This window comes from Aequorivita marisscotiae (assembly GCF_029814825.1).
GTDB lineage: Bacteria > Bacteroidota > Bacteroidia > Flavobacteriales > Flavobacteriaceae > Aequorivita > Aequorivita marisscotiae.
Map to the genome: position 1 here is coordinate 1873061 of NZ_CP122379.1, position 18153 is coordinate 1891213.

Below are 18153 nucleotides of genomic sequence, written 5' to 3' on the forward strand. Positions count from 1 at the left end.
TCAAAAAATGAAGTTTCATTTAACCTTAAATTCAGATAAAATGCATTGATTGGGGTTTAACAAAAGGGAATTACAAATTACTGGAGATACAATAAAATGAAAAGCTCGCCATAGCTGCATAAATCACAGCGTTATGGCGAGCAAAAGTGGAGCCGGGGAGATTCGAACTCCCGTCCAAACAAGCAATTATACTGCTTTCTACATGCTTAGTTTTCATTTCGGTTTTCGAGAGATTGCCGGTCGAAAACTACCAACGCACTCCTTATCTTTACTTGAGCTTCACGATGCCATCAAAGCACTAGCATCGCTAGGTTTACTTTTACGAAGCCACTAAATCAACCGCCGTAAACCAAGGCCGTTGAGTGACTTCCTGCTTGCCCACCTTGTGGGCCGAGGCACATCCTACTATAATTCGGATTATGCAGCTAGGGCGTAGTTATTCTCGCCGTTTAAAAAGTGTGAAATATGATATTTACGAGCTGTATCCCAGCGCTCGGCATGCTTACAATACAATTAGACCCGCTGTCAAAACCAGTCGGCCCCTTTTTTAATAATCAGTGTTAGTGTTCAGTCTCACGTCTCACGTCTCACGTCTCACGTCTCACGTCTCACGTCTCACGTCTCACGTCTCACGTCTCACGTCTAAAGAAGTGCAAAGATACATGAAAAACCCTATCTTTGACACCGCCTTAATTTATACAAAAAACATACCATATGTCAATAACCTTTGCTATCATCAAAGAACGCAAAAATCCGCCAGATCGTCGGGTTGTTTTTTCACCCGAAAAGTGCCAAGAAGTCATACGGAAATTTCCCCGTGCCAAAATAATCGTTGAAAGTTCCGATATACGTATTTTTTCTGATGAAGCCTATCGCGATGCTGGTTTTGAAGTAATGGATGATGTTTCGGAAGCCGATGTAATGCTGGGCGTAAAAGAAGTTCCCGTAGCTGCTTTAATTCCGAATAAAAAATATTTTTACTTTAGCCATACCATTAAAAAACAGCCCTACAACCGAAAATTGTTGAAGGCAATGCTCGATAAAAATATTGAAATGTTCGATCACGAAACCATTGTAAACAAGGGGAACAGACGTTTAATCGGGTTTGGTTATTACGCCGGCCTGGTGGGCGCATATAATGGTTTTAGAGGTTTGGGTTTACGCGACAAGCTTTTTGAGCTGCCTAAAGTTGAAAATCTTCGCGATTTAGAAGCTGTTAAAACCGAACTTGATAAGATTACCATTCCCAACATAAAAATAATACTATCAGGAACTGGAAAGGTTACGCGCGGTGCAAAGGAAATATTAGATCATTTAAAAATACGCGAAGTAACCGATGCCAAATATCTCAATAAAAATTTTGACGAACCAGTTTACTGCCTGATAGATGTTTCAGAATACAACAAACGTAAAGATGGAGGCACTTTTAGCAAAAAGGAATTTTATAAAGACCCTACCAACTACGAAAGCGATTTTATGAAATATGCCAAAGTGAGCGATATGTTTATAACGGGCCACTTTTTTGGTAATGGGGCGCCGTATTTATTTACTCGGGAAGACGCAAAACATCCGGATTTTAAAATAAACTTGGTGGCCGATGTTTCATGCGATGTAGATGGTCCAATAGCCTGTACACTGCGCGCATCAACTATAGCAGATCCTTTTTATGGGTACAATCCAAATACCGAAAGCGAAACAGATTTTAATGATCCGGAGGCTATACTGGTGATGGCCGTAGATAACCTGCCATGCGAATTGCCAAAAGACGCAAGCGAAGGATTTGGTGAAATGTTCTTGGACCACGTAATTCCTGCTTTTTTTAATAACGATAAAAATGGAATTTTAGAGCGTGCCAAATTAACGACAGCAGATGGAAAGCTAACGCCAAGATTTGCCTATTTGCAAGAGTATGTTGACGAAGCAGCTTCTTAAATTTTCTACGAACACTAAAATCAAAATACCTAAACAGTTTAGCTATTTATAGCTTCTGAAGTTCAATGGGCTCTTCATTTTGAATTTTTACCAAATTGTCAAAAAACTGGCGCAATGCAGGGTATGCTTCCGTAGAATAGGCGGTTGTATTTAGTTTTACGCTTAACCTAATATTCACTTTATTGCCAGATACATCGTACACCACCGAAAATTCACCATCGTTATTGGGAAGCTTTAAAATTTTGTTTTCGGGGGTTTTGGTTATTTTGTATTGGTCTGCAACATCTATAGAAATTAAGTAATTATTAATCACAGGAAAACCAAAATCTATCGGGTATGCACGGGTTTCTTTAGTAAACGGATTTTCGGTAAAATACGTTTGAAATAAAAATGGGTACACAAATAATTTATCGCCCACAGGTTGCTCGTAGATACTAAGATCGTAACTTTCCTTATAAGGTTGGTCTAAATCTGTTTCGTTTTCATTTTTTAGATTTGTAATATCTAAAGCCTCATTTTTGCTCTGTTTTCTTTTAATTACTTCATCCTTTGCCCAGTTATTGTTATCGCTTCTTTTGGAAAGAGCAATATAGCCGGTAGAAACTTCGGTTGCCTTCCCTGAAAATTCACCATTATCATTGGCAGTTAATTGCATATTAACGTAATGCATGTTTTTTTCAAAAGGTGCAATAGGTTCCCAAAAACTATCATTTTTAAAATCGAATACGCGTCCTTCAATATTTAATAAACGAAGGGGCAGCACTCCAAATGGGGCGTGTTTGTCTGTGGCGTCCAATAAATACTTTTCTTTATTAATAGTTAAATAAACTACCGCATAATTAAAGTCTGTTAACACTGGGTATTGTTTGGTAGGTTGTGCTTTATCTCGAGTGGCCAGCAACATGATTTTTGGTTTGAGCCCTACTGCATCCAGCGCATTTACTAAGCTTAGATTTATTTCGGAACTATTTCCAGATTTTTTTTCGAAAGCATCCTTTACACGAATATCGCTTAAAATTCGTCTTTCGTTATTCCAAGCCATGCTTTTTTGAATAAAATAATACACTGCTTTTGCACGCTCCAGATCGTCTTGCATATTCTTAATGGCTGCGGGCAGTTGTTCTTCAAAATAACTGGCGTATTTTAACTGGCGCCCTAAATTTTTATCGTATTTAAAAGTGCGATCTACATCGTCCCAGGTTTTTGAATAATTGGCTTTGCTTTCGTCAACATGAACAGCGTTGCGCAGTTCAAATTTTATAGAGGCTCTATAATTATCGCCCGAAAGCATGTACTTTTCTTCTTTAAAAGCTGGTACTGCTTTCATTACATAGGTAGCAGATTCGCAGTCGCCAGGCACTTTAAAACCCTGCAATAAAAAACAATTCTTTTTTATTTCGGCGTGGTTTACATCGAGTTTTCTATTGCCGTACATGGTGCGGTTATAAGTGTAATTTCCGGGTATTTCGGTGTGAAATTCAGAATAAACCGTTGGTAGTTCATTCATAAAAGACCAACCTCCCAAATTGTGAAAATAAGGGGTTTCAATTCTATAGGAATATTCCAGAATACTACCATCCTGAACATTTGGAAAGGTAAATTTTTTAAGCGACCAATGATCGGTTTCATCTGTGTTAAAAATGGCGTTCTCGCTCACATAAACTTTAGCCTTACCGTTATGGGTAATGGCTTTTATATCTTTCACATTTTCGCGAACATTGTTTTCGCGATAATATGGAATTTCAATCGTGCTGTGCTCAAAATTTTTTGCATTAAAAACCTTAATCTTTCGGTGTACTTCTTTAAAAAGTCGAATATAACCATCGGCGGCATCAACGGTGTAATTTCCTCTTTCATAGAGTACCACTCCGTTTGCTTCAGGATCTAAAGGATAGCTCGTCATTGCGTATTCGGAAGCCATGGGTTCGCCAAAAATATGTGGCGATTGGGTAATTTGTGCGTTTCCAATTGTAAAATGTAGGGTGAAACAAATAATGAGGAATGATTTTAAATTCATTTTATATCTTTTTTAAAACGATGGATTCTTCTTTTAAGATGGTAATCATAGTGCCGAAATATTCTTTTAAAGATTGATATGCGGCAGGTGGAAAGCGGTATTCGTTTAACTTCATATTAAAGCGGATGTTTATTTTATTTCCTTCAGAAATGTAGGTTACCGAACACTCACCGTCATCACCAGGTAATTTTATAGTTCTACTTTCTGGTAATTGGATAGTTTCGTAAACGTTGCCCAAATCTATGGAAAGTAAATAGGTGTTTGTAAATGGAAAACCAAAATCTATCGGGTAATTTCGTTCATTTAATTTAAAGGGATTTTCAGAAATATAGGTTTTGTTGAAAAATGGGTATAGAAATACTTTATCACCCACCATTTCTGGCTCTATGGTAACGTTGTAGTTTTCTTTGAGCGGTTTTTCAATACTATTTAAATCTTCTACTTGGTACTCCTGAATTTCTACGCCTGCCTTATCATTTCCTTCAGTTTTAATATAAGCTTCCAAAGTTTTTTCTTCAATAGTGCTTCTTTTTTTTAAACCTATATAACCATAATTCGCTTGAGAAACTTTGCCTTTAAAATTACCGTCGTCGGTAGCAATAATCTGTGCATTTACGTAATGGATATTTTGTTTAAAAGGTTCAATAGGCATCCAATAGCTTCCTTTTTTGAAATCCATAACGCGACCTTGCACATTTAACGTGCGAAACGGAATTAAACCAAAAGGCGCTTGTTTATCTGTTGCGTCCAATAAATAAGTTTGGTCTGCAATTTTCAATGCCGCTACCGTATAATTAAATTTTGTCATTACTGGATAAAGTGTGGTAGGCAGACCATTTTGTCTAGTAGATAGCAACATTAGTTTTGCATCTAATCCAGCTGCCTCTAACGCATTAATTAAGGAAAGATTAATTTCAGGAACGCTGCCTTTTTTATCGTCAAAAGCATCTTTTACCTCTGTTTCTGAGCTGTAAAATGTACCGTCCCAGGTGTAGTGATTCTGGATGTAAGTATAAATTGCCTTGGCTCTTTGTAGATCATCGGCTATTGCTAGGATTGAATCTGCTAGGTTTTCCTTGAAATATTTGGAGTTTTTAAGTTGACTCCCCATTTCACCTTTCTTAATAAATTTGTCAACATCCTTCCACTCTTTTGTAAATTTTCTGGATCTCCTCCATCCCGTAGAAGTAAAAAGTTCTCTGGGCTCGAATTCTACCCGCGAAATATAATTTTTAGAAGATAGCATATAATCCTCTTGCTGAAATGCCGGTATATCTTTCATAGCATATAGCGTGATCGGACATCCAACAATCATTGTATTTACTTTTGTTTGCAAACAATCATCCGTAACCTCAGATTTGTTTAAATATAAAGACTGATTGCCATAAAGAATATTTTCAAACTGATATTCTAATGGTATTTTAAATAGAAATTCACTGTAAATTTTAGGTAATTCGTCTTGAAAATGCCATCCGTAAAAATTAAAAAGAAAAGGAGATTCTAATTTATATACGTATTCAATTACACTTCCATCGGTTACGTTTGGAAAAACTATTTTGCAAACCGATCCAATTTCTGGTTCCGACGTAATAAATATAGCATCGGAAGATACTTTTCTTTTGGTATTTCCATTATAGGTCCAAGCACTAAAGCCTTTTACCTTTTCTCTGGTACCATCGGAGCTAAATAATGGTATCTCTACAGTACCATAATCTCTAGTTTGGGAATCGAAAATTTTTATTTTCCGATGAACCTCCTTAATTAATTTAATATAATCGCCAACTGCCGCATAGTAATAATATCCCTGCTCATACAAAACAACCGCATTGGCCGTGGTGTCTTTTTCATAAAACTTCATTGCCAGTTCACTTTCGGTTGGCTTTCCGAATACCGCTTTTTGACGTTCCTGAGAGTTTGCGCTACTAAATAAAGAAAGAAGAACAAAAAGTAATTTAATTCGCAAAGGCATAAAGAAGGGCTATAATTTATTTCGCAAATTATAATTTTTATTCTAAATATAAAACCTTTAAAAACCAATAGTATTGAAAAGAAATTTATCGGAAGTCCAACGACAAAGTTTTAATAAAAATCCAATTAAAAAGGTAAACAACCACGCTTTAAAATGTAGAAGCGGATTGGTGAATATTTCAAAAATATCTGTAAAAAGATGGCTCGGCTTATGAAGAATATCCCACGAATTCCATCGAAGAACACGCCCTAAATAAATTCCAAAACCCACTAAAAAAGGAAGCACGACCAAAAACCCGGAAGTCATTTTCCTGTTGAAATTTTTAAAAAGAATTTCTTCAATATCCTTTACCGAGAACAAGTAAAACGCAATGCCCGTAACTGCAAAAATCGCAATCATTAAAGCATCGAAACCAAGCCATTTAATAGGGCTTAAACGCAAATGAATAAAATCTGTTATTATATATGGTGCATTTGGAAGAAAAAGTAACCAGAGCAGAAGCAGCGAATAGAGCTTGTATTTTTTTAAGCCTTCGCGGGTTTTTGCGTACATAGAAATAAAAAACGGCACCATGGCGAGAAATAAATTCCATGCTAAGAAAAGATAAAAGAAAGAATGTGTGCTTTTTGAGCGAATGGCAAGCAGAATAATACACAAAGCTGTTAGCGACAAAAGCGGAAACAGTATATTGAAACGATTAAAGAGAAATGTTTTTATTGTCTTCATTTTTTAAAATAGTTTTTTCAATTAAAAGAATAAGTAGAAAGCCAAGAAAATAGGCCACGAGATCATAAGTGTCAAACACTGAACCCAAGATTGTCAATAATATTTCTGAATGGATTTGAAGTTTTTCTGCAAGCTTGAATAGCTGAAGAAATTCTACAAAATAGGCGAATACCATAACGGACATCGCAATTTTAAAAACATTGTTTTTGATGAAAATTTTCAGAAACGAATACAGTAGTAAGATCACTAAAACATCGCCTAAAAATCCACGTACAAACGGATTAAAGTGAAACTTGGCAATGCCGATTTCTACAGTTAGTAAGAGTAGTGTGCTATAAAAATACTTGCTTCTGAAAATATGCATAATATAAGTATTGATTAAAACCTCACAGATTAAAATCCCGTGAGGTTTGATTGTTATTATGTGTTTACAATATTAACTTGCATTGTTCCAATCAATATTTCGAGAGGCGAACATAATTGTTGACAAGATTAAGAAAAGGCCGATGCTGCCTACCAAAAGCGCATAATTTTCCAATTGTATAATTACATAAATAAAGCCGTACAACGAAGCCAAAGATGCGCAGATAAGCATCGGAAATTTAAAACCTTTTATTATGGCACGGGAGTAAACCGTAACTAAGCCGAGTACGGAAACGGCCGCAATGGAATATGCCTTAAAAAAAGTGCTGTGTTCCGAAATTGAAATAAGTAATGTATAAAACATCACCAAAGCCAAACCTATCATTACATATTGAAAAGGATGTATGTAAATTTTGCTAACCAATTGAATTAACAAAAACACCAGTAATGTTAAGCCAATAACCATAAAACCATATTTTGCGGTTCGTTCACTTTTTTGGTATTCGTCCACGGGAATTATGAGTTTTGTGCCAAATGCCGAAGTAGTAAGATTTGGAAGTTGTCCAAAAAATGATTGCTCAAATTGTCGATTAATTTGCAAGATTCGCCACGAGGCCGAAAAGCCGTCTTTACTTATTTCTTTATCGGTGTCTTCGGGCAAAAAGTTACCGTCAAAACTAGGGGAGTGCCAGTTAGATTTCATTGTGACGTCTGTCTCTTTTCCGATGGGCAAAAAATTCAGGCTTTCGCTGCCGTTAATTTTTAAATTGAAGGAAAAAGGATGCGATGTAGCCAATAATTCTTTTGCATTTGGAATGTAATTGCTCTGAATTGTATTTAGATTTTCGTTGGAATACTGTGGTGTCATCGTTAATGTTTCCGAAGCCAGATTAACAATAGGAGTCGTTTTTATTCCCTTTAAATTTGAAGTGTTTAAAAGCACAGTAGCTTTCTCCCAGAGTATATTTTCGTCGAGAATATCACCGACCGAAAAATCGATTTTAGGAAAGTTTCCTGTCACGTCAATGGCTGCAGAATATACCACAGATTCGTAAATACTTCTGTTTAGCGGCTTTGTATCAACCTGCGCAGAAATGGTTAATTTGTCTGGTAAAAAATAGGCATATTTTACAAGTTCTTTCCTTTTTGTGAAATAGGAATTGTTTTTTTGGTTATAAATTTTTTCTTCGGAAACTACTTTGTAGGGAATTTTTACGATGGGACCGGAGAGCAGCACTTCGTTCCCCCATTTTTCATTTATTTCCCTAATCACCGCTTCCTGCCTGCTGGCTCTCTCAATAATGAGTGATTTGACGAATTGTAAAGGTATTAGCAATACCAGTAATAAAAAGCCAACCACTAACATCCGTGCAGTGATGGAGTTTCGCATCCAACTGCCGAATTTTCCGTTTTTCTGTTTCATATGTTTAGTTTTAAATGTAAATAATTAATTTTAAAGTACTTTGAAATACAAAGTAAATGAATAAAAAAATAGATGCTGTTATTTAACTTCCCGCAAATGGGGAGCCAAAGATACCAACTGCAAGTTCTGCCCAAATCAGAAAAAATACAATGAGCAATGGTACTAAAATAAAAAGTCGGTGTGTATTTTTCTTAACCTTCCAAAAAACCTGTTCGCAAGTAAACCCAATACCAAAAAGCAGCATTGCCATGACTACAAAATCTAAAGAGCTCCAGTTAACCTGATCTGTAAATTGCATTGCCAATAGTGGAATAAGCAATAGTATTGCTACAATTATTACAAAAATTTGTCTGTTTTTTCTTCTGAAAAATTTCTTAGTTTTGGAGTTCATATTCTGTGTTTTAAAAGTTTATAAAGTAGAAAGTGTTCATTGTTTTCTTGCGCAATTATTTTATAATTACAATTGGTTCTATTCCTTTTTTCCTATCAGTTTTTCTAAAGCTTCAATATGTTTTTTAAATGCGGCCTTCCCAAGCGTGGTGGTGCTGTAGCTCGTATTTGGTTTTCTTCCCACAAAACTTTTTTCAACTAAAATATATTCGGCTTGCTCTAATGCTTTTATGTGGCTGGCAAGATTGCCGTCTGTAACATTGAGCAGTTCCTTTAATCGATTGAAATCGGCACTTTCATTCACCACAAGAATGCTCATTATCCCCAAACGGATTCGATGATCAAAAAGCTTATTTATGTTGTCTATAATGCCCACCCTAGCTTTTTCTTTCGTTTAGATACATAATACTTCCGTAGATAATGTGAAAAATGCCAAAGCCCAATATCCAAAACCAAAGGCCGTAGCCTGGAAGTGCTGCGCAGATTAGCCCAATAATTATTTGTGCATAGCCTAGATATTTTACATTTCCGATGGTGTATTTGGAAGCATTTACTAATGCGAGTCCGTAAAAAATTAACATTAATGAAGCAGTTAGTCCATAATGTTGATTGTTGATATTTATAATTATATAAATTCCGCCAGTGACCATTGGTATTAGAAAATTTAGTAAGAGGCGGCGAGTGGTTGTGTCCCAAATTTTTTCGTTATTTTTTTTTGCTTGTCGCGTAGTTAATAAAACTGCTGTTATTACACTTAATAACGCTACAACCGCTAGTAGCGACACAAGAAGTAGGAAATTATAACTATTAATTGCCATATATTCGCCAGCAGCAGGAAAGAGATAAAAATATGCAATGGCTGCACCAATAATGGCATATAGACCGGCAAAAATCCCGGAGAGTCCACTAAGTGAAATAAACCGTGTGGAGCGGTTCATTAAATTTTTGATTTCACTAATATCTTTTAAATAATCTTGCTCAGCCATAATAAAGTACTTTGAAAAACAAAGTAAATGCAAATATGTTTTATCACCAAATTTATTTTAAAAAAATGTGGTTAATATTTTCAGCATCTTTAAAATGCAAGTAATTTCTTACAAAAAAAACAGGGAAAACCCTGAGTAATTTCAGGTATTTTCCTCTTGACAGATGCCGAACTTCTTCGCATCTTTATACTCTAGGTTAATTGGGGAGTTAGCTTAGCCAAATAGGATAAAGCTGTTTCTTTAAAAGAAACGGCTTTCTCTATTTGGCGGATATCTCCACTTAAAATTAATGACGGTTTTTAACCCATCGAGCCCAATCTTTTCACATTTCACAATCTTTAAAGTTTCAGTTAAACCAGATTTAGCTAGCTAAAATACTTTTTGAAAGTATTATCTGGCTTAGCGCGCAGCAATTTTAATGGAAGCGCATTCTATTTATTAGTAACTTCACTTTATGAAACCAGCCGATGACTATATTTTAAATAAACCGGAGCCCTTCCGCGCTATCTTGTTGCATTTACAAGCTACAATAGAAACATTACTGCCTGAAACTAAACTATTGTATAAATGGAAAATGCCTTTCTTCTATATTGAAAACAAGCCATTTTGCTATCTGAATTTTTCAAAAAAATATGTCGATTTGGTTTTTTGGCATGGCACACATTTAACCAAGCATAAAGAAATATTAATTTCTGATGGCCGAAAACATATGAAATCCCTTCGGTTTAAATCACTTGAAGAAATTGATCAACAGGTATTAAACGATGTTCTTTTGGAAGCATACGCTTTGCGCGATAAAAAATATTACAAATGATTAATAGTCTTTCGGATAGCTACAAGATCTGTCAATAGTTTTTCCAGTAAATTTAAATTGAGCATATTGGCGCCATCGCTTTTTGCATTTGCGGGGTCAAAGTGGGTTTCAATAAAAATACCATCGGCACCGGTTGCAATACCAGCGCGGGCAATGGTGGAAATCATTTCGGGTCTGCCGCCAGTAACGCCAGCACTCTGATTGGGCTGTTGTAGGCTGTGGGTTACATCCAAAACTACGGGTGCGTATTGTTTCATCGTTGGAATTCCCCGAAAATCTACAATCATATCTTGATAGCCAAACATCGTTCCGCGGTCTGTAATTAACACTTGCTCATTATTGCAATCGGTTACTTTTGTAACGGCGTGTTTCATGCTTTCGGGACTCATAAATTGCCCTTTCTTCAAGTTTACTACTTTTCCGGTTTTAGCTGCGGCCACAACCAAATCGGTTTGCCGTACCAGGAAAGCTGGTATTTGCAAAACATCTACATACTCTGCTGCCATTGCGGCATCGCTTACTTCGTGAATGTCTGTTACGGTAGGAACATCAAAAGTTTCGGAAACCTTTCGTAATATTTTTAAGGCTTTTTCATCGCCAATTCCGGTAAAACTATCAATCCGACTTCGGTTGGCTTTTTTGAAACTTCCTTTAAAGATGAATGGGATTTCCAGTTTGTCGGTAATTCGTACAATCTTTTCGGCAATTTGCACTGCCATTTCTTCACTTTCTATAGCGCAGGGGCCAGCGAGAAGGAAAAAATTGTTAGCGTTTGTGTGCTTTATTTTTGGGATTAATTCAAGTTTCATACAATGTTTTTAGCACTGTAAAGATACGTATTTTAGTATTCTGATGCGCCGAAGATTGGTTTCAATGTATTTATTACAATCATTTCAAGAAATTATTCTGAAAAATAAAACAGCAACTTTTCACTTCTAATCCACTTAGAAACACTACTTTTGCACCCTCTTAAAAAAAGGAGTAACTATATGAAAGTCAAAAACATTGCCATTATTGCCCACGTTGACCACGGTAAAACAACCTTGGTAGATAAAATTATGCACTACTGTAGTATTTTTCGTGAAAACGAAAATACGGGTGAACTTATTCTGGATAACAACGATTTAGAGCGCGAACGCGGAATTACCATTACCTCAAAAAACGTTTCAGTAATATATAAAGACACAAAAATTAATATTATTGATACCCCTGGTCACGCCGATTTTGGTGGTGAGGTTGAACGTGTACTAAATATGGCCGATGGAGTGTTACTTTTGGTAGATGCTTTTGAAGGCCCTATGCCACAAACCCGTTTTGTGTTGCAAAAGGCAATAGATCTTGGTTTAAAACCATGTGTGGTTGTAAATAAGGTAGATAAGGAAAACTGTACTCCGGAAGAAGTACACGAAGCCGTTTTTGATTTAATGTTTGAATTGGGCGCCGAAGAATGGCAACTTGATTTTCCAACCGTTTACGGTTCGGCAAAACAAAACTGGATGAGCGACGATTGGAAAAAACCAACCGACACGCTTGAACCTTTGTTAGATATGGTTTTAGAACACGTGCCTTCTCCAAAAATTGAAGACGGTTCTCTGCAAATGTTAATTACCTCATTAGACTTTTCTTCTTTTACAGGACGTATCGCAATTGGTCGTTTACAGAGAGGCGTTTTAAAAGAAGGAATGCAAATTGCGTTGGTTAAGCGTGATGGCACAATAGTAAAATCAAAAATTAAAGAACTTCATACTTTCGAAGGTATGGGCCGTAAAAAAGTAACCGAAGTGCAACCAGGCGATATATGTGCCTTAGTAGGTTTAGAAGGTTTTGAGATTGGCGATACCGTTGCCGATGTAGAAAACCCCGAAGCGCTAAAAACAATTTCTATAGACGAGCCTACAATGAGTATGCTTTTTACCATTAACGATTCGCCGTTTTTTGGTAAAGACGGAAAGTTTGTTACCTCTCGCCATATCAGGGAGCGCCTTGAAAAGGAATTGGAAAAAAACTTGGCGTTGCGCATGCAGCCTACAGATAGTGCCGATAAATTTATGGTTTTTGGTCGTGGCGTTTTGCACCTTTCTGTTTTAATTGAAACCATGCGTCGCGAAGGATACGAACTTCAAATTGGACAACCGCAGGTTATCATCAAAGAAATTGATGGTGTAAAATGCGAGCCAGTTGAAGAAATGACAATCGATTTGCCCGAAACCGTGAGTGGCACCGCCATTAATATGGTGACCATCCGTAAAGGCGAAATGCTGAGCATGGAAGGAAAAGGAGACAGAATGGTTTGTAAATTTATCATTCCATCACGCGGCATCATTGGTCTTAGAAACCAATTGCTTACCGCAACCGCTGGGGAAGCAATTATGACGCACCGTTTTCTTGAATACCAACCCCTAAAAGGTGGTATTCCCGAAAGACAAAACGGAAGTTTGGTTTCTATGGAAACTGGCCAAGCTATTCCGTATTCTATCGATAAATTACAGGATAGAGGTCGTTTCTTCGTAAATCCGAATGAAGATATTTATGAAGGCCAGGTTATTGGCGAAAACTCGCGTCAAGACGATATGACGGTAAATATTACCAAAACCAAAAAACTTTCAAACGTACGTTCTTCTGGAGCCGACGATAAGGCCCGTATTATTCCAGCTATTAAATTTTCTTTGGAAGAAGCGCTAGAATACATTCAAAAAGACGAATACGTTGAGGTTACGCCAAACCATTTAAGACTTCGAAAAATACATTTGAAGGAAGTAGATCGCAAACGAAACAAACTGTAGCAAAAATAGTTGCATTGCTGATATAAGACGAAGGACGAAAACATTATTAACAAAACTGTTTTTACTAATTCGAAGTCTTCGTCTTATGTTATCAGGCTCTAAGCTACTTGTAAAATAATCAGGCTTACCTTCTTTAAATTCAACGATTTTTAGTTTATTTGCGGTAGCCGAAAAAATTAGACTGAGCTCAAGCGAAGTTATAGAACATTAAGGCAATTAGTATAAAATTTTAGGTATGAATTTTCTTTATTTCGATCCAGGGCTGGGAGCAATGATAGTACAGGCAGTTGTAGCTGCAGCAGCTGGTATTTTGCTTTTCTCAAAAAGTGTTATGTACAAGGTGAAATCTTTTTTCGGATTGGTAAAAGAAGAGGAAGATACTTACGATTCAATTGACGTTGAAGAGCAAGACACCGATAAATATGACAGAGAAAACTAACGCACACCAAGCTTCTTTTCGAGATCCTTCGGGGTATATCTTTCACGATGGAAACACCCTTCGCAGAGCTATAAAACCCATCTATTTTCCGCAATACAATTCGTTGAAAGACAGTGGGTTTTTCAAAAGCCTTATTGCGAATGAACTACTAATTCCACATACAGAAACGGCCGCTTCTTCCGACGAAATAATTATTACACCGGAAAACATTCCATTTATTACAAACCCGTACGAATGGAGTTTTGAGCAGTACAAACACGCGGCACTTCACACCTTAAAAATTCAAAAATATGCTCTTTCAAAAGGGTTTATTTTAAAGGATGCTTCTGCGTATAATATTACTTTTCACAAAGGAAAACCAATTTTTATAGATACGCTTTCGTTTGATTTTTACGAAGAAGGTACGCCGTGGCGCGCGTACAAACAATTTATTATGCATTTCTTGGGACCGTTGGCATTGGCAAAGTACCACGGCACCGAAGTCTTTAAAATGATGCAAACGCACATTGATGGTATTCCGGTAAAATTGATTTCTTCCTTACTTCCTACAAGAACCAAAATAAGTTCGGTGCTTTATCCCAACGTTCATCTGCTTGCAAAAATGGAAAGCAAACACAGCGAAGATTATAAAGCCGAAACAAAAATAGCAGCGCTTTCAAAAAAATCGCAAGAAAATATTATTGAAAGCCTTTACGATTATATAAAAGGTTTGTCATTAAAAGAAGCTAGCGAATGGGGCGATTATTACAACAAAACCAATTACGACGAAACCGCTTTTGAAGCCAAAAAAACACTCATAAAAGAGTGGATAAAGCCAATGGCACCACAAAAATTAATTGATGTAGGCGGCAATGACGGTACTTTTGCACGCACTGTTATTGACAGTGTACCGCATATAATAGTTACCGATATTGATAGCAATGCTGTAGATTATAATTACAAACAGGTGCATCAAAATAAGGAATCTAATATGCTGCCTTTTGTGTGCGATGTATTACAACCCGCACCTGGCATTGGTTTTAATAATACAGAACGCAATTCGTTAATAGAACGCTTGGCAGAATACGCGCCAGATGTTACAATGGCGTTGGCTTTAATACATCATATTACGCTTTCCGGAAATGTGCCTTTTGAAAAATCGGCCGAATTTTTTGCGTTTTTCTCAAAACATTTAATCATTGAATTTCCAACACGCGAAGACTCTTGGGCGCAATCGCTTTTGGTACGTAAACGCGAGTTTATAAACCATTTCGATTTTTATAACGAAACTGAGTTTGAAAAAGGCTATTTGCAATACTTCACAATTGAAAAAAAGGAAACGGTAAAAGGCACAAAACGTTTGCTATATTTGTTGAAAAACAAGAATCTTGAAGCCTAAAAATAGTTTTCCAGGAAAACATTTTCAAAATATTTCGCAAAACCCTGTTTTAATTGCACTTGGGGTTGGTCTTTATCCCTTGGTTTTTTACTATTCTCGCAACTTTGGAATGATCAATTCATGGGAGCAGTTTGGGTATTTTCTATTGCTTTTTATTGCGCTGCCAATTGTTTTCTTTTCATTTTTAAAATGGATTTCAAATTCTTCTTTTGCTTCAAAATGGAGAAAGTATCTCTTGCCGTTTTTTAGTGTTTTTCTATTTCTATTCTACATTAAAATCATTTTGTACGCAGATATTCAGCGTAAAATTATTTTAGGGATTTTTATTATAGCTGCCCTATTAGCCTATTTTTTACACAGGCATTTTAAAAAGTGGATATTGCTGCAGCTTATTTTGGCTGTAATTGGCTTTATTGGTTTAGTGCCTACGCTGATGAAATATGTAAATTACGATTCAGAATGGACGCAGCAACCCGATAATATTGAGGAAGTAATCTTCAAAAAAAAACCTAACATATATTATATACAGCCAGATGGTTACGCGAGTTTTTCTGAAATGGAAAGCGATTTCTATAAAGTAGATAACACGGATTTCAATACTTTTTTAGCTGAAAACAACTTTAAAAATTACCCAGATTTCCGAAGTAATTATATCACCACAATTTCATCAAACAGCGCCACCTTTATGATGAAACACCATTATTACAATCATGGTAAGGATTACTCCGAAATGCTCCACGCACGAAAAAACATTATTACCGAAAACCCTGTACTTTCTATTTTCAAAAACAATGGCTATAAAACACATTTTATTTCCGAACACCCGTATTTATTGGTTAATCGCCCAAAAGTAGGATTTGATTTTACCAATTTTGATTATAGTGAAATACCTTATATTTCAACAGGTTTCAACGTGAAAAAAGAAGTGCTTCCCGATTTAAAAAAAGCTATCGACTCTAAAAATGATGGTGGCAATTTCTTTTTTATCGAAATTTTTGAACCCAGCCATGTTTCCACCACCAAAGATGCTTCAAAAGGAAAGGAAGTTGAGCGCGATGAATGGATTAAAAGGTTGCGAATTGCAAATGCGAAGATTGAAAAAATGGTTAATCTAATTACCGAAAAGGATCCCGAAGCCCTAATAATGATTATGGCAGATCACGGTGGTTTTGTGGGCTTGGATTATACACGGCAAGTTTACACAAAAACCTCAAATCCCGAGATTATTTATACTACTTTTGGAGCTATGTTGGCTATAAAATGGCCAAATGGCGAAGCTCCTGATAGTGATTCATTTCTTAAAAGCTGTGTGAATTCATTTAGAGTTTTATTCGCGTATTTGGGCGAAGAAGAAAAATATTTATATCATTTGCAAGAAGACGCGAGCTATCTTATTCTAAAAGAAGGAGCCCAAAGTGGCGTGTATAAATACATAGATAGCAACGGAAATATTGTGTTTAAAAAAGTATAGTAAATGGGTGATTTTTTAGCAAAACACGTTAAGGGAGATTTCAATCCTTTACTCACAGGATTAATTTGCGGATTCTACCCAATTGTTTTCTATTTTTCAAATAATTATTCTGCAATCAATTCTTGGGAGCATTTCGGATTTTTCGTCTTGTTTTTTATAGGGATTCCTATTGTTATTTTTTCCATTGCTTTTTTGGTATTTAAATATTCCGAAACCTTTTCAAAATACAAAGCACAGATTCTTTTTGTATTAATAATTATGACCGTGGCAACACTAATGTCGCAAGCAATGTATCTTACGTTAAAGAAGAAAATGCTGCTTGGGTTGCTGATTGTTTCGGCATTGGCTGCTTATAAATTTTACGCACATTTTAAAAAATTGCTCGTAATAATTTTATTAATGAGTATTCTGCCTACAATCAATGTTATTATAAAAATTGTTGAACACGAGCAAAAAATGGCGTGGACGCAACTGCCAGATTCCATTGAAAACGCAACCTTTAAATCTACTCCAAACATATACCTAATTCAGCCAGACGGCTATGTTTCACGCCAGATTATGGAAAGCAGTCTGTATAATTTCAATAACCCGTTTTACGGTTGGTTGGAAAATAATGGGTTTAAAATTTACAACAATTTCCGAAGCAATTACCCGGCGAGTTTAACATCAAACTCTTCTATGTTTGCTATGAAGCAGCACCGTTTTGGGAAAGTGCTTTTTCCATCGATAGATATGCCAAATTCACGAGATATTATTGCGGGAGATAACGCGGCAATTTCAATTTTAAGGAATAATGGGTATAAAAATTTCTTTATTGTTCAAGATGAATATTTTCAGCAAAACCGACCAATTCAAGCGTATGATTACTACAATTTAAATCCTGATGAGATACCTTATTTCAGTAACGATAACAATGTAAAAAAAGTAGTTTTCAACGATTTAAAAGCTGCGATGGATACTTCAAATATAGAAGGTCCGCGCTTTTATTTTGTGGAAAAATTATTGCCACATCACATACATTTTGCTGCATCAAAAGAGGAGGAGCGCGATATGTATATTGAAAAAATACAGGAAGTAAATGGCTGGTTAAAAACTACCGTAAATTATATTTCTGAAAACGATCCAAATGCTATTGTCATTATCTTAGCAGACCACGGTGGGTGGGTGGGTTTGGGAAGTTACCCCGAAATGTTTTCTACTGAAAATGCTAGCCAAATACACTCTATTTATGCTACCTTGGCAGCTATAAAATGGAACGGACATTTAGTGGAGGGAATGGACGCAGAACTGCAAAGTAATGTAAATCTATTCCGTGTTTTATTTGCTGTATTAAGTGAAAATCCTGAATATTTGAAATATTTGGAAGACGATTCAAGTTATAACTTACAGCAAGGCACATTCTGGAAATCTGTACGCGCTGTAATTGACGACAACGGGAACGTTTTTTCAAACTAAAAATTAA

General features: G+C 36.2%; 16 protein-coding genes and 1 other RNA gene. 7 read left to right on the forward strand and 10 right to left on the reverse strand.

The genetic code is table 11. The features are described 5' to 3' along the window. Positions 1–144: 144 nt before the first annotated feature. Positions 145–543: a transfer-messenger RNA gene (gene ssrA, locus QCQ61_RS08550) on the reverse strand. A 171-nt stretch (positions 544–714) separates the two neighbouring features. On the opposite strand from ssrA, the gene QCQ61_RS08555 reads away from it, so the two are divergent. After that, positions 715–1932 (forward strand): NAD(P)-dependent oxidoreductase, encoded by a 1218-nt coding sequence (locus tag QCQ61_RS08555; RefSeq protein ID WP_373693831.1) that lies wholly within the window; start codon positions 715–717, stop codon positions 1930–1932. A gap of 46 nt (positions 1933–1978) precedes the next feature. On the opposite strand, the gene QCQ61_RS08560 is transcribed toward QCQ61_RS08555, so the two are convergent. The 8 genes from QCQ61_RS08560 to QCQ61_RS08595 form a co-directional block, all read right to left on the reverse strand. Further along, positions 1979–3949 (reverse strand): DUF3858 domain-containing protein, encoded by a 1971-nt coding sequence (locus QCQ61_RS08560; RefSeq protein ID WP_279447220.1) that lies wholly within the window; start codon positions 3947–3949, stop codon positions 1979–1981. A gap of 1 nt (position 3950) precedes the next feature. Beyond that, complete coding sequence (locus tag QCQ61_RS08565; protein ID WP_279447222.1) at positions 3951–5918, reverse strand: DUF3858 domain-containing protein; 1968 nt, start codon at positions 5916–5918, stop codon at positions 3951–3953. A gap of 57 nt (positions 5919–5975) precedes the next feature. Continuing rightward, a complete protein-coding gene (locus QCQ61_RS08570; protein ID WP_279447223.1) occupies positions 5976–6644 on the reverse strand; it encodes a DUF1361 domain-containing protein in 669 nt (222 codons plus the stop codon). Continuing rightward, a complete protein-coding gene (locus tag QCQ61_RS08575) occupies positions 6616–7008 on the reverse strand; it encodes a ribosomal maturation YjgA family protein (RefSeq protein WP_279447224.1) in 393 nt (130 codons plus the stop codon). The genes QCQ61_RS08570 and QCQ61_RS08575 overlap by 29 nt, the downstream gene beginning before the upstream one ends. A gap of 72 nt (positions 7009–7080) precedes the next feature. Then, on the reverse strand, positions 7081–8430 hold the full coding sequence (gene creD / locus QCQ61_RS08580) for a cell envelope integrity protein CreD (RefSeq protein ID WP_279447225.1): 1350 nt from the start codon (positions 8428–8430) through the stop codon (positions 7081–7083). An 82-nt stretch (positions 8431–8512) separates the two neighbouring features. Beyond that, positions 8513–8821 (reverse strand): hypothetical protein, encoded by a 309-nt coding sequence (locus QCQ61_RS08585; RefSeq protein ID WP_279447226.1) that lies wholly within the window; start codon positions 8819–8821, stop codon positions 8513–8515. Positions 8822–8899: 78 nt separating this feature from the next. Then, entirely contained in the window at positions 8900–9196 is a 297-nt protein-coding gene (locus tag QCQ61_RS08590) for a winged helix-turn-helix domain-containing protein (RefSeq protein ID WP_279447227.1), read from the reverse strand. 1 nt (position 9197) lies between these two features. Continuing rightward, complete coding sequence (locus QCQ61_RS08595) at positions 9198–9806, reverse strand: hypothetical protein (RefSeq protein ID WP_279447228.1); 609 nt, start codon at positions 9804–9806, stop codon at positions 9198–9200. Between the two features lie 454 nt (positions 9807–10260). On the opposite strand from QCQ61_RS08595, the gene QCQ61_RS08600 reads away from it, so the two are divergent. Continuing rightward, positions 10261–10620 (forward strand): DUF1801 domain-containing protein, encoded by a 360-nt coding sequence (locus QCQ61_RS08600; RefSeq protein WP_279447229.1) that lies wholly within the window; start codon positions 10261–10263, stop codon positions 10618–10620. On the opposite strand, the gene kdsA is transcribed toward QCQ61_RS08600, so the two are convergent. Continuing rightward, entirely contained in the window at positions 10611–11429 is an 819-nt protein-coding gene (gene kdsA, locus QCQ61_RS08605) for a 3-deoxy-8-phosphooctulonate synthase (protein WP_279447230.1), read from the reverse strand. The two genes, QCQ61_RS08600 and kdsA, sit on opposite strands and share 10 nt — an antisense overlap. A gap of 180 nt (positions 11430–11609) precedes the next feature. On the opposite strand from kdsA, the gene typA reads away from it, so the two are divergent. The 5 genes from typA to QCQ61_RS08630 all read left to right on the forward strand — a co-directional run bounded on the left by typA (position 11610) and on the right by QCQ61_RS08630 (position 18146). Next, positions 11610–13403, forward strand: coding sequence for a translational GTPase TypA (gene typA / locus QCQ61_RS08610; protein ID WP_279447231.1), 1794 nt, complete (start codon positions 11610–11612; stop codon positions 13401–13403). Positions 13404–13638: 235 nt separating this feature from the next. After that, the gene (locus QCQ61_RS08615; protein ID WP_279447232.1) at positions 13639–13842 is read left to right on the forward strand and encodes a hypothetical protein; all 204 of its coding nucleotides are present in this window, start codon (positions 13639–13641) and stop codon (positions 13840–13842) included. Continuing rightward, a complete protein-coding gene (locus QCQ61_RS08620) occupies positions 13826–15220 on the forward strand; it encodes a class I SAM-dependent methyltransferase (RefSeq protein WP_279447233.1) in 1395 nt (464 codons plus the stop codon). The genes QCQ61_RS08615 and QCQ61_RS08620 overlap by 17 nt, the downstream gene beginning before the upstream one ends. Continuing rightward, positions 15210–16691: a sulfatase-like hydrolase/transferase gene (locus tag QCQ61_RS08625; protein WP_279447234.1), complete on the forward strand. Its 1482-nt coding sequence runs from the start codon at positions 15210–15212 to the stop codon at positions 16689–16691. Before QCQ61_RS08620 ends, QCQ61_RS08625 begins: the two co-directional genes overlap by 11 nt. A gap of 3 nt (positions 16692–16694) precedes the next feature. Then, positions 16695–18146, forward strand: coding sequence for a sulfatase-like hydrolase/transferase (locus QCQ61_RS08630; RefSeq protein ID WP_279447235.1), 1452 nt, complete (start codon positions 16695–16697; stop codon positions 18144–18146). Positions 18147–18153 lie beyond the last annotated feature (7 nt).